The sequence below is a fragment of the Microcoleus sp. K5-D4 genome (assembly GCF_036704575.1).
Lineage (GTDB): Bacteria > Cyanobacteriota > Cyanobacteriia > Cyanobacteriales > Microcoleaceae > Microcoleus.
Genome location: NZ_JAUBSD010000021.1, coordinates 51,070 through 64,388, shown reverse-complemented (window position 1 = coordinate 64,388; position 13,319 = coordinate 51,070). Strand labels below are relative to the sequence as shown.

Here is a 13,319-nt window from a genome sequence, read left to right as displayed (position 1 = left end):
CAATCATGTCATCAAATGCGATCGAGAGCGATCGCTTGTACAATTATAATCGTTAACAAGAGGTTTATAGCATGACAGCTACTATAATTACACCCAAAAATACCGACCCAAACTCAGAGCCAGAATCACATCCAAACTTAGAAAATATACCAGAAATTTACCCCGAATCTCAGCCAGAAAAAGTCATATCTCTCGAAGAGTTTTTAGTCAAGCCTCCTGATAGAATGGAATGGGTTGATGGCAACTTAGTGGAGAAAACAGGAATGACATTCCAGCACGGTCTCGCTCAATCTAAATTATCTACATCCTGGAGAAATTACAAAAATTCCAGCGGACAGGGAGGAGAAGTTGTTACAGAAGTTCTTTGCCGCACTAGCAAGCAGGGTCGCCGTCCCGATGTTGCTTACATTACTCCTGAATTGTTGCCAAAATCAGGCAATTTTACAGCATTTTCCCAAAGTTTTCCTTTGATAGCGGAAGTTGCTTCCCCCGAAGATAGCGGCGAAGAGTTATTTGCGAAAGCTCACGAATATTTGGAATCGGGATGTTTAGAAGTTTGGTTGCTATTTCCTGAAGCTAGATTAATATTTGTGAATGCAGGGCAACGCTGGCGGTTGTTTAATGCGGATGAAGTGGTTAACACTCAAAGTGTGCTTGCAGGTTTTAGCGTAGCTGTGAGTGAATTGTTGGCTTGAGGAATGTGTAAACGTAATTTATTAAAATTATAAAAATAGCCTTTAAAATATTGGAAGTCAAAGTAATTAACTTTAGGTTAAGACGGAGATTAATGACTATATTGGAGCGAAAAAACCTCATTTAATATACTCTAATGGCAACTTTTAACTCTTGATAAACTCGCTCGCGTTCCACTATAACGTTCCGCTTTTTCAAATCAACTCAAAGGCGTTTTTCTGGATTTAAAAGAGGGTGCAACTCAGCTTCATCATAATGGACGGGTCATCAATTTTTGTTAGTCTGTTACACGTTGAATTTTGCCGACTTATGGCGTTTGCTCAGGCACCAAAGCAGCGCTATATCGCTCTTTGGTCACTCTGGGAAGACTATAATCAAGGAAAATCGCTGAGTGAAACCTAGTCCCTGATTATGATAGCGTCGAGGGAGCCATTCCTGTAATTGAAGATGATTCTGAGTTCCACTTTTCCTCCGCCTAGACAGACAAAAGAGCGATAGTTTTAATTATCGAGCTGGGTAAAATATTTAAATCTCAACTATCAACGAAAACAGGGCGGTGGCTAACAACAGCCACCGCCCTCAAGATAGTATTGCGCTATCTAAATCTGTGCTTACGCAGGAAGCAAGACTGAATCAATAATGTGGATGACACCATTATCAGCAGCAACATCGGCTGTTGTAACGGTAGAATCATTGATTTTGACGCCATTGGAAGCATCAATTTTCACTTCTGAACCTTCCACTGTCTTGGCAGATTTCAGCTTGACCACATCAGCGGCCATAACTTTGCCAGAAACGACATGATAAGTCAAGATTTTTGTGAGCTTCGGAATGTCCTTAAGCAGTGCTTCTACAGTACCTGCAGGAAGCTTAGCAAAAGCTTCGTCAGTAGGCGCAAAAACTGTGAAGGGGCCAGCGCCTTTGAGAGTATCTACTAAACCAGCAGCTTTGACAGCAGCAACTAGGGTTGTAAAAGATCCAGCCGAAACGGCGGTATCAACGATATCAGCCAAGTGAGTCACCTAGTTTTTGTAATCTATAAATCACTATAACGCTAAAAAGTTAATTTAGCTACATTAATTTTTTCTCTAGTTCTGTCTGGTTGTCTGATTATTTCAGATAGCATTTTTTGATTTAAATCATTTCATACAATACCTATCTAAAGGTAGATATGTGTTTTGCCCTTTTACTGTATTTTAAATTGTTGATGTGATCCTAAATACATTAGTAAGATGATCGCCCCTGCGCGCTTTTTAAACTAAACGCAGGGGGGAGACTGCATCGCCCCTGCTACGACATTTTGATTAACTTGGCAAAACATTCAACCCTCAGCGCAGCGCTAACACATTACAAAAGCCCGTTACCCCGACTGATGGCAACAGTTTGGGAAATCCCGATCTAAACTGTTAACAACCATTAACTAGGGGAAGGGTGACATGAGATACAAACTACTAGGTCACAGCGGACTTCGCGTTTCAGAAATCTGCCTCGGAACCATGACTTTTGGGGAAGACTGGGGTTGGGGGAGCTCCTACGACGAAAGCCGAAAAATGTTCGACGCCTTTGCAGAAGCGGGCGGCAATTTCATTGATACCGCGAATCTCTACACCAACGGTACTAGCGAAAAATATGTCGGTGAGTTCATCGCAGCCGATCGCGAAAAATGGGTAGTTGCCACGAAGTATAGCCTCAACATGAAGAATGGCGAAATCAACGGTTTCGGCAACCACCGCAAAAATATGGTGCAAGCAGTAGAAGCAAGTTTGAAGCGCCTGCAAGTTGAATACATAGATTTGCTGTGGCTGCACGCTTGGGATTTTACCACACCCGTCGAAGAAGTAATGCGCGCTTTTGACGATTTGGTGCGCGCCGGCAAAGTTCTTTATATCGGCATCTCCGATACGCCCGCTTGGATTATTTCTCAAGCAAATACGATCGCTAATCTGCGCGGTTGGACACCATTTATCGGCTTGCAAATCGAGTATTCTTTAAAAGAGCGAACTCCAGAACGGGACTTGATCCCTATGGCAAAAGCCTTTGATATTGGCGTCACAGCTTGGAGTCCCCTAGCAGCCGGTTTGCTGACAGGAAAATACAACACTTCAGAAACAGCCAGCGAAGCTAAACGGCTGAATTCACCTGAATCTGGAAAAATTAACGAACGAGACCTCAAAATTGCTGACGAAGTTAGCAAAATAGCGGCCGAAATTGGCAAACCTGCTTCTCAAGTAGCCCTAAATTGGCTGATCCAACAGCCAGTCGAAGTTATTCCGATTGTGGGTTCGCGCAAACTCTCGCAACTTCAGGAAAATTTAGCTTGTTTGGAGTTTGAATTAACCCCGGAACAAATGCAACAGTTAGACAAAGTAAGTGCAATTGAATTGGGTTTCCCTCACGATTTCTTAAAGAGTTCGACAGTGCAAGATTTTGCCTTTGGAGGTGGAATCGCCAAGATTGACAGACGCCGACTGTAAAGTTGCTGCTATTTTCTAGTTGCGGATTTAGGTGGCTATTTTGCCTTTGATTGCAGATAGCGGCGAACCCGCCCTTAGAGGGATGATTGACATTTGTGCTGTGGGCGCAAGGTTAAACTGACGCCCACAGCGCCAATGTCATCATCTTGGTTTCTTCCCACAGACTCGCGCAAAATCTTAGGTTTATCGTTGCGGTTGCCTGGTTTCTGTGATATTGTTGAGACAGGTGCTGTTCGGTGAGTTTAACCTGACTGCATAAACTGTCAATTGTTAATCTATCGGAAGTCAGAAATCTCGGACGCAACTTGGTATAGTAGGATACAAATTTACCCAATTAGCGATCGGATGAGTTAAAAAAAAGCAAGGTTTGTCAAATCAAAAAGCAACATAAACTTGATGGCAAATTTTCTCTCATCTTCAAATAAAGCAATAAAACTTGCTCTTTTTTCACCCCGTACCTGCCAGTTAAAAGTCATTTTACAAGGTCGATCGGCATTTTAACGGCTTTGGAACCTCGCATACAAGCTAGGTGTCTCCTGAGATAAAAGTCATCCTTCAGATAGAAGTTATGGCAGAAAAACTGGGTTACATTTAACAACAATAGCAAGTCTAACAATATTAACTTATCTCCAAGTTTCAATTCTGAAAAAAGCAGATAAGCCTGTTTTTTCCGCAGCTAAACAGTTTCTTTGTTTGGCTCACTGAATGCGGCGCTTGCTCGTCAATAAAAGTTCTCAGATTTATGCTTGCGACTTTCAGTAAGACACTGCTGAGAAATATATCCTATTGACAACTTTTAACGGACAAATTTTCATTGACAAATTCCAGAGGCTAATATGTCGCCCCCAGAAAACTCAGTAAACAATAATTATAGCAATAAAGAGCGAGCATGGGAGATCCGATTTACCTCTATAGATCCAGCCAAATCGCCATCTCAATTCGCTGCGTCGCCCGCATTGCGCGCCAACTTATCAAAAACTGAGGCTTTAGATGCACCAGATTTAGTTTGCCTGTCCCATTTGCGGTGGAATTTTGTCTATCAACGTCCGCAACATCTCTTGAGTCGCTGTGCCAAAACTCGTCGCGTATTCTTTGTAGAAGAACCTGTGTTTACCGCGGCTACAGATTGGTGGCTTGATGTGAGCATCCACGAAAGCGGAGTCTGGGTAATAGTACCGCACCTGAGGGAAGGAACCAGCGAAGCAACAGCACAAACTGCTCAGCAAGCCATGCTAGATGATTTGTTTCGAGCGGCGGAAATTAGCCAGTACATCCTCTGGTATTACACACCAATGGCTGTCAGTTTCACAAGCCACTTACAGCCGCTAGCTGTAGTCTACGACTGCATGGATGAACTGTCAGCATTCCAAGGCGCGCACCCGGATTTAAAAGCCAATGAAAACCAATTATTAAAGCGCGCTAGCGTAGTATTTACCGGGGGACACAACCTTTACGAAGCCAAACAGCACCAGCACCCAAACATTCACCCCTTCCCCAGCAGCATCGAAAAAGAACACTTTGCGACAGCCAGGAATCATTCAGAAGAACCGGCGGATCAAAAAGACATTCCTCACCCGCGTTTGGGATTTTATGGCGTCATAGACGAACGCATGGATCTCGAACTGCTAGCGGGCATGGCCCAAGCAAGGCCGGACTGGCATTTAGTCATCATTGGCCCGGTGGTGAAAATCGATCCGGCAACTCTGCCAACTCACCCAAATATCCACTATCTTGGTGGCAAATCTTATCAAGAACTGCCAGGGTATCTTGGCGGATGGGATATCGCAATGCTGCCTTTTGCGATTAACGAATCGACTAAGTTTATTAGTCCTACGAAAACTCCAGAATACCTCGCTGCTGGCAAACCTGTCATTTCTACTCCTATCCGCGACGTGGTGCGACCCTACGGAGAAAACGGCTTGGTTCGGATTGCTAGCAATTCGGAAGAATTCGTTGCTTGTGGTGAAGAAATCTTCAGCGAAAGTTCGGACGTTCGCACCAAGTGGCTGAGCGAAGTAGACGCCTTTTTAGCAGACAATTCTTGGGACAATACCTGGGGTGAAATGCTGGGGTTGATCGAAAGTGCGATCGACGAGAAACGGCAGAAAGCAGAAGGCCGGATGAAAGTTTTAAGTTAGGAATGTTGAGGTTGAAGTTAAAGAGTTACACTTTACGGATTCAAAAACTAACACTCAACACTCCTCGCTGTATGTCCAATTACCAATTATTCCTTACCCTTACCCACACTCAGAGGTGTTTCAATGTTTGACTATTTAATCGTCGGAGCCGGATTTGCAGGTAGCGTCATTGCCGAAAGACTAGCAAATGAGGCCGGAAAAACAGTCCTGATAATTGATACCCGCAACCACATCGGCGGCAACGCATACGATCACTACGACAACCACGGCATCCTCGTACACAAATACGGCCCCCACATTTTTCACACCAATTCGCGCCAAGTTTTCGAGTATCTTTCGCGGTTCACCGAGTGGCGGCCTTACGAACACCGGGTCCTCGCCAGCGTTGACGGTCAACTGCTGCCAATTCCGATCAACCTCAATACCGTAAACAAACTTTACGGATTGAATCTCACGTCATTTGAAGTAGAAGATTTCTTCGCGAAAGTAGCAGAACCAAAGGATTACATTCGCACTTCCGAAGATGTCGTTGTCAGCAAAGTCGGTCGCGAACTTTACGAGAAATTCTTCCGCAACTACACCCGCAAACAGTGGGGAATGGATCCGTCGGAACTCGACAAATCAGTGATTGCCCGCGTTCCCACTCGCATTAACCGGGACGATCGCTATTTTACCGATACCTATCAAGCAATGCCCCTGCACGGCTACACTCGGATGTTTGAAAAGATGCTTTCTCACCCAAACATCAAGGTGATGCTGAATACCGACTACCGGGAGATTGAGGGTTTTATCCCTTACGGAGAAATGATTTACACCGGGCCAGTCGATTCCTATTTCAATTATTGCTACGGCAAACTGCCTTACCGTTCCTTGGAATTTAAGCACGAAACGCTGAACGTACCCGTACACCAAGAAGCACCGGTGGTAAATTACCCCAACGAGCATTTATATACTCGCTGCACGGAGTTTAAATACCTCACGGGACAAGAGCATCTAAAAACTAGCATTGTCTACGAATATCCCCAAGCTGAGGGAGACCCTTACTACCCGGTTCCACGCCCGGAAAATGCCGAAATTTACAAGAAATATAAGGCTTTGGCTGATGCAACTCCGGGAGTTTCTTTCGTGGGAAGGCTGGCGACTTACAGGTATTACAACATGGATCAAGTGGTCGCTCAAGCTCTGACAACTTACACACAAATTACTACCAAGCCGGTGATTGAATTGGTAGAAAATGTTAACGGTTCTGCCTCTAATGTCAGCTCATCCAATGGAGTCGCTCCTCGCCCAAGCGCAGCTTCTCTAGAAGTCGCTGCTGTCAACCACGGCAACGGCAACGGCAACGGCAAATCTACTACCAAGTAGCTGGAAGCTGCGAGTTACGTACGGGTAAAAAGGTAAGGTGCCGAGAGAGCACCTTACTCGGTTTTCATCAAAAGTTATTTAATAATTCAAACAACCATTGAGGTAAAAATGAACGTTCTAGTGAAAATTGTTTTGTCTCATGAGGTTTTGGAAATTTCTCAATTTGCTCAGTTTCAGAAAGAAATACAGCGCCTAATGGCCAGCGGTGGCAAAATTATTATGCTCGATTTCTCAAAAATAAATTTTCTGAAAAATTCCGAGTTAATGGCTGTAGTGGCGATCGTGAAATTAGTTAGAGACAGCGAATGTATACTTTTGATCTCTGCCATGAGCGAACAAGTTAGAATTCTATTTGAACTCACGGGACTACAGCAAATATTTCATTGTTTGCCGTTTGCGGAAGAATTTTATCTCACAAGTGAGCAAACTGAACCGTTAGGAGGTTTGCAAAGTGTTGCTAGCTAGAGGGAGAGGAGGAGAGGGGGGATAGGAAAAATCTTCCTGGTTTTTTCTTCCTGGTTTATTGTTCCTTCTCCTGACTAATGACTTCAGCACAAGAGAGCCTTCAGATGAGGCTGTTTTAATGGGCAGAACTTTTGCAAATTAATTAGCAAAAAACTTGTCAAAGTGAGGGTAATTGTCGCTAACCTATAAATATAACTTTGGGTAGATGTGCCGATGAGTTGGTTAGGTAGAGAGCTAGAAAATTGCGAGATAGAAGAGTCTGCAACTCTTGATAGTAAGGTGACAGTTCAAGGACGGAAAACAGGTTATCCGCGCCCCCAACTGCGCCGGAGCAACTGGATTTGTCTCAATGGTCAGTGGCGGTTTGCTTATGATGACGCGGGCCACTGCGTGCAGCCGATCGATATTTCTGAGTGGAGTCACACTATAGAAGTGCCGTTTGCTCCAGAATCGGCAAAAAGCGGGATCGGCGACACGAATTTTCACGCCAACTGCTGGTATGAACGCGAATTTGACATACCCCACACAGAAGGCAGAGTTCTCCTCCACTTTGGGGCCGTAGACTACCGCGCCCGTGTCTGGGTGAACGGTCAGTTTGTCATCGAGCACGAAGGCGGACACACTCCTTTCACCGCAGACATTACAGCAGTTGTGAACCTCAACGGGATGCAGCGGGTGACAGTCTGGGCCCAGGACGACCCGCAAGATTTGGAGCAACCGCGCGGCAAGCAAGACTGGCAAATAGAGCCACATAGTATTTGGTATCCGCGCACGACCGGCATTTGGCAGACAGTCTGGGTAGAATTGGTGCCTCACACTTATATCGAGCGCATCCGCTGGACTCCGCAGTTTGAACGCTGGGAAATCGGTTTTGAAGCGTTTGTCGCAGGCGATCGCCAGTCGGGAATCCAGATTAAAGTTAAACTGTCGATCGGCTGTTTGCTGCTAGTCAACGACACCTACGAAGTCATCAACGGCGAAATCCACCGCCGCATCGCCCTCTCCGACCCTGGTATCGACGACTACCGCAACGAACTGCTGTGGAGTCCCGAAAAGCCGACCTTAATCAACGCTCAAGTGCAGTTGTGGGCCGACGGCAAACTACTCGACGAGGTTAAATCTTATACCGCCATGCGGACGGTCAGCATCCAGCGCGATCGCTTCATGCTAAACGGCCGCCCCTACTATTTGCGACTGGTGCTCGACCAAGGTTACTGGCCAGACACCATGATGACTGCCCCTTCCGACGAAGCTTTGCGACACGATGTCGAATTAGTCAAAGCAATGGGTTTCAACGGCGTCCGCAAGCACCAAAAAATCGAAGACCCGCGATTTTTGTACTGGGCTGACGTGCTGGGGCTCCTTGTTTGGGAAGAAATGCCCAGCGCCTACCGCTTCACTCCCAAAGCGGTACAACGGCTGACGCGGGAGTGGACCGAAGTCATCGAGCGCGACGGCAGCCACCCCTGTATTGTAGTCTGGGTGCCGTTCAACGAATCTTGGGGAGTTCCGAATTTAGTCGAAGCAGCAGCCCACCGCAACTACGTGCAAGCGCTGTATTTCTTGACAAAAACCCTCGATCCGACTCGCCCCGTCATCGGTAACGACGGCTGGGAAAGCATCGATACCGACATCCTGGCGATTCACGACTACGACAACAACCCGCAAACCCTAGCCAAGCGCTACGGGCCCGAAGTCCAGCTAGCGGATTTGTTCGATCGCGGGCGTCCGGGAGGGCGTATCCTCACCCTCGACGGCCACCCGCACCAAGGACAGCCGATGATGCTGACCGAATTCGGGGGCATCGCCTGCGCCGGTCGCGAAAACCCCGATTTTTTCAGAGTTTGGGGCTACGTGCGCGCATCCGACACGCAGGAACTGCAAAGGCGCTACACCGCGCTGTTGAAGGTGGTAAACCGAGTGGAAATGTTCAGCGGATTTTGTTACACGCAGTTAACCGATACTTTCCAAGAAGCTAACGGTTTGCTGTATGCCGATCGCACTCCCAAGTTTCCCGTAGAGGTGATCGCGGCGGCAACTCTCGGCTGGGATATTCCCGAAGAAAGTTCACAGCCGCAAGCTATTACTCAGTGCTAATTGGTGATTTGTCAAGGAAAAAGTAAAAATCTGAGATTTTTTTCTTATTTCATTTTGACTTTTTGCCGATCGATATAGTTCTTACAAAAACACCCTTTGTAGTAAGGGCTTTAATCCTTTCTGAGTGAGATTTAAGGACTCAAGTCCTGACTACAAACCTTAATGACCCATTACCCATTCGATTGATGTTTCAAAGTTTTTTCATGGGCGGATTTGAATGTTCCACCCACAGAGTGCAATCTGGAAAACGCCTCGATGTCACAGCCGCCACCGGTCACGATAAATTTGCAGCAGCCGACTACCAACGCTTGCAGGAGCAAGGCATTTACACAGTCCGCGAAGGCCTCCGCTGGCACTTAATCGAACAGACACCCGGAAAATACGATTTTTCCAGTTCCCTGCCAATCATCCGCGCCGCCCGCGACATGAAAATGCAGGTAATTTGGGATTTGTTTCACTACGGCTGGCCAGACGATATTGATATTTTCAGTCCCGAATTTGTGTCCAGGTTTGCAAACATGGTGCGCGCTTTTATGGAAGTGCTAACTGAGGAAACAGACCAAACACCTTTCGTGACACCTGTTAATGAAATTTCATTTATTGCTTGGGCCGGCGGCGATGTTGCCTACATCAATCCGTTTGCAAAAGGGCGGGGAGACGAGCTCAAAATCCAGTTAGTCAAAGCTGCGATCGCAGCGATAGAATCAGTTTGGGAAGTCAATCCCCGCACCCGCATCGTTCAAATCGATCCCACAATTAACATTATTGCTGACCCTGACAAACCGGAGGATCGGGACGCGGCGGAAGGTTATCGCCTATCTCAATATCAAGCTTGGGATATGTTGGCTGGACGTTTTCGCCCCGAACTCGGCGGTAAAGAAAAATATCTCGATATTATTGGGGTGAATTATTACGATCGCAATCAGTGGATTCATAATGAAGACCCAATGAAATACACCGATCCGCTGTATCGGCCGTTTCGCGAACTGCTGCAAGAAGTGTTTGAGCGTTACCGTCGCCCCTTATTCATAGCCGAAACGGGTACTGAAGACGATTTTAGACCTGTCTGGTTTAATTATGTGTGTACTGAGGTAGTGGCGGCGATGAAAGCAGGAGTTCCGATAGAGGGAATCTGCTTGTATCCGATTGTTAACCATCCGGGTTGGGACGACGACAGGCACTGTTACAATGGTTTGTGGGATTATTGCAATGAATCGGGCGATCGGGAAATTTACCAGCCTTTGGCGGATGAATTGCAGTTTCAAAGGGAGCAGATTGAACCGTTGCTGAAGTTGCAGAATTGATAGCTGCGATCTAATTATGTAGGGTGCGCTGCGGCGCACCTTATGCTGTTAATCAAATTAATAGTCTGAGATCGTGTCCGGTCGATCAACTGCAATATCCGAAAAAAGCCTTGAGCTGCTTTAAGAAAGCAAATAGCTCTAGAACCGCTGGTCTCATTCTTCCCATGGACTGCCTTTGGCTTCCAACTCTGCCATTTTTTCCTTCCTTAGTTCATGTAAGGTTCTATTAGTCGAACTAAGCACTGCCCATTCATAAATATTTATAGAAGACCAACCAGTAACTTTCTTTCCCCAATTATTATAGGAGATTTCTTCCCCATTAAATCTGACCAATGTATCATCAATTATTATAGCTTCAGAGCTTTCAAACTCTTTAATTTCAATGCTATCCCCAGCTTTGATTAATTCCCACTCAAACAACTGATCCATTCGAGGTAGCCAAGTTCTATTAAAGCCAGAATCAGTGGATATAATTTCTCCCTTCATTGTAGAACATTCTCCGGCTAAACCCACGTAAAAATCATCCAGTTGTGCCGGAGGCAAAATTTTCTCAATACTCAAAAAACCTTGCTCTCCTATAAAAACAGGAGTGATATTAAGACAGATGGCGTCTACCCCATTTGAAATCAACCAAGCAACAGCAGAAAGGGTTTGCTCATCAAAGGATGAGGCTATAAGTATTATTCGTTGTTTTTTGTTAAAGGTTTTGAGTGCGTCATTGCTTGACAAGAATTTATTCAACTCTCGTCTCGCTTTTTCACCAGGAGTCAAATCACCTAATTCATACTCATCTTTGTGTATCTCGATATACGAACTATAGACTAACTCTACAAGGGATTCAGGTGTCGAAATTTTGGCATAACTCGCGGCATACCTGATAGCTTGAAATTCAAAAGGTTCTTTTCTCGCCTTGATGTCTTGTACGTCGCGTTTAATCTCGATTAGAACAACATTGCCATCTGCGTCAATGGCAGTTAAGTCGCTAATCCCGTTACTCGCATTACGAACTTGTTGACCAACAACTAGAAGAGTCTCCTCATCCCCAAAGAGCAAATTAATGTTTTTGCGTAAGAACTCTTCAATATGTCTTTCCTGTAAGTTTAAGTCTTTAAAGTTTCTGACTTTTATTTCTATTGCTTCGTTCCTTTGGATGCTGCCGTCGTCGAAAGTAACAGGTATGTACATCGCACTCCCCTTTGCTGCTATTTCCTGTCTAAGTGTTCAACTATATTGAGCCTATGTATCCGCTCAATAATCCGGGATAAATCGCTCAACGATGCACCAGGAACCAAACTAAATAAAGCCGGGCCGGTTTTTGCTGTTGCTGCGGGCTGTCACGCCTTTTCTGAGCAAAAACCCGGTTTCTGGCTACCCGTGCGTAAGTCCTAATAGCAATAAGGGCGGACAAAATGCCCACCCCATATACTAGATATCACTTTGATATCAGACTTAAATTTTCAATACCCCCAGGGGAATTCGAATCCCCGTCGCATCCGTGAAAGGGATGTGTCCTAGGCCTCTAGACGATGGGGGCGCGTCGTTGCGTTTGCTTGTGTTCCGCACCTTTATTACCTTAACTAATCTTTCCCAATCTGTCAACTACTTTGCGAAACTTTTTTTTCTAGTCGTCCCAAAGCTCGTCACAGTAGGCTTTGAGGATGGCGGCGCAATTGCCGATCGCCCCGAGATGAGCAATTTCAAAGCCGTGGGTGTTCTGGGTGGGGAAAGCCAAACAAGCGGCGCGGGCTACGTGGCCGAACTTCATGGCGATCGAAGCATCGCTCCCAAAACCGCTAATTACCGCCAACTGCACCTCTACATCGGCTGCTGCGGCTGCTGCGCGCAATTGGGCGTTCAATCCTTCATCGTAGACTCCGTAGCCGTCCTGAACCAGCAAAACCGGGTTTTCGCTGTCACGAATCGGGTATTCCGGCGCCAGAGGGCAAATTTCCAAAGCGATCAGCGCGTCCAACGGCTGGCGCTGCGTGAAATACAAAGCTCCGATCGCCCCAACCTCCTCCTTCGCCGACGCTACCAAATAAACATTAACCGCAGGCTCTTTCAAACATTCCGCCAGAGCCAGCAAAATCGCCACTGAAGCCTTGTTGTCCAGAGTGTAGCTCGCCATCCAGTCCTTCAACCGCAGCGGGCGCTTGCGGTGCTTTCCCACCACCATCCGCGTGCCCGGTCGAATTCCGGCCTCGGCTAATTCCTCGGCGGTACACTTAGTTTCGATCCAGGCATTTTCCCACTTTAAAGAAACATCTTCCTGCTGAGCTTTCTGAGGAGATTCGTGAGAAACATGGCGCGAACCGAAGCTGAGAATGCCACTAATTGTTTGCTTGTCTCCGAGCAAATCCACCACGCCTTCGCCGTAAACCCAAGGAAATGCGCCGCCCAATCTGCGGACTTCCACGCGGCCACTCTCGCCTATTGTTTTAACTAGGGCGCCAATTTCGTCTTTGTGGGCGGTAATGGCGATCGACTTTTCGGGATTGCGGCCCTTAATTAGGGCGATCGCATTGTCTGCGCGATCGAGCCAAGCATTCACTCCCAAGGCGGCGAATTTTTCCATCAACCGCTGGTTAATTTCCGACTCCGCACCGCTGGGTGAGTGCAGCATTACTAATTCTTCGATTGTTTGGAACAGGCGATCAAACTCTAACATTTTTGATTTTCGTTTTTAGGAGCGAATTTTGACATATATTAAAGCAGATTTACTCTCTATTTCCCCGGCGGTACACTTAGTTTTAATTCAGGCATTTTCCCACTTGAAAGAAACA

General features: G+C 46.3%; 10 protein-coding genes and 1 tRNA gene. 7 read left to right on the top strand and 4 right to left on the bottom strand.

Annotated features, from left to right (window positions below; translation table 11 throughout):
• Positions 1 to 71: 71 nt before the first annotated feature.
• Positions 72 to 695, top strand: a complete 624-nt coding sequence (locus QUA77_RS09365; RefSeq protein WP_333449945.1) for a Uma2 family endonuclease — start codon at positions 72 to 74, stop codon at positions 693 to 695.
• 609 nt (positions 696 to 1,304) lie between these two features.
• Here QUA77_RS09365 and QUA77_RS09360 read toward each other — a convergent pair.
• Positions 1,305 to 1,706, bottom strand: a complete 402-nt coding sequence (locus tag QUA77_RS09360) for a fasciclin domain-containing protein (RefSeq protein ID WP_333067889.1) — start codon at positions 1,704 to 1,706, stop codon at positions 1,305 to 1,307.
• Between the two features lie 423 nt (positions 1,707 to 2,129).
• On the opposite strand from QUA77_RS09360, the gene QUA77_RS09355 reads away from it, so the two are divergent.
• The 6 genes from QUA77_RS09355 (at position 2,130) to QUA77_RS09330 (ending at position 10,536) form a co-directional block, all read left to right on the top strand.
• Positions 2,130 to 3,167 (top strand): aldo/keto reductase, encoded by a 1,038-nt coding sequence (locus QUA77_RS09355; protein WP_333449944.1) that lies wholly within the window; start codon positions 2,130 to 2,132, stop codon positions 3,165 to 3,167.
• Between the two features lie 836 nt (positions 3,168 to 4,003).
• The gene (locus tag QUA77_RS09350) at positions 4,004 to 5,305 is read left to right on the top strand and encodes a glycosyltransferase family 1 protein (RefSeq protein WP_333449943.1); all 1,302 of its coding nucleotides are present in this window, start codon (positions 4,004 to 4,006) and stop codon (positions 5,303 to 5,305) included.
• Between the two features lie 123 nt (positions 5,306 to 5,428).
• On the top strand, positions 5,429 to 6,670 hold the full coding sequence (gene glf, locus QUA77_RS09345) for a UDP-galactopyranose mutase (protein WP_333035412.1): 1,242 nt from the start codon (positions 5,429 to 5,431) through the stop codon (positions 6,668 to 6,670).
• A 108-nt stretch (positions 6,671 to 6,778) separates the two neighbouring features.
• Positions 6,779 to 7,135 carry an STAS domain-containing protein gene (locus QUA77_RS09340; protein ID WP_333035411.1) on the top strand — a complete coding sequence of 119 codons (357 nt, stop codon included), beginning with the start codon at positions 6,779 to 6,781 and terminating at the stop codon, positions 7,133 to 7,135.
• 213 nt (positions 7,136 to 7,348) lie between these two features.
• Complete coding sequence (locus QUA77_RS09335) at positions 7,349 to 9,232, top strand: glycoside hydrolase family 2 TIM barrel-domain containing protein (protein ID WP_333449959.1); 1,884 nt, start codon at positions 7,349 to 7,351, stop codon at positions 9,230 to 9,232.
• A gap of 185 nt (positions 9,233 to 9,417) precedes the next feature.
• Positions 9,418 to 10,536 carry a beta-glucosidase gene (locus QUA77_RS09330; protein ID WP_333035408.1) on the top strand — a complete coding sequence of 373 codons (1,119 nt, stop codon included), beginning with the start codon at positions 9,418 to 9,420 and terminating at the stop codon, positions 10,534 to 10,536.
• A gap of 153 nt (positions 10,537 to 10,689) precedes the next feature.
• On the opposite strand, the gene QUA77_RS09325 is transcribed toward QUA77_RS09330, so the two are convergent.
• The 3 genes from QUA77_RS09325 to QUA77_RS09315 form a co-directional block, all read right to left on the bottom strand.
• Complete coding sequence (locus tag QUA77_RS09325; protein ID WP_333035407.1) at positions 10,690 to 11,721, bottom strand: hypothetical protein; 1,032 nt, start codon at positions 11,719 to 11,721, stop codon at positions 10,690 to 10,692.
• Positions 11,722 to 11,997: 276 nt separating this feature from the next.
• Positions 11,998 to 12,070: transfer RNA gene (locus tag QUA77_RS09320), tRNA-Glu, on the bottom strand.
• 87 nt (positions 12,071 to 12,157) lie between these two features.
• Positions 12,158 to 13,204, bottom strand: a complete 1,047-nt coding sequence (locus QUA77_RS09315; protein ID WP_333449942.1) for a M42 family peptidase — start codon at positions 13,202 to 13,204, stop codon at positions 12,158 to 12,160.
• Between the last annotated feature and the right edge of the window lie 115 nt (positions 13,205 to 13,319).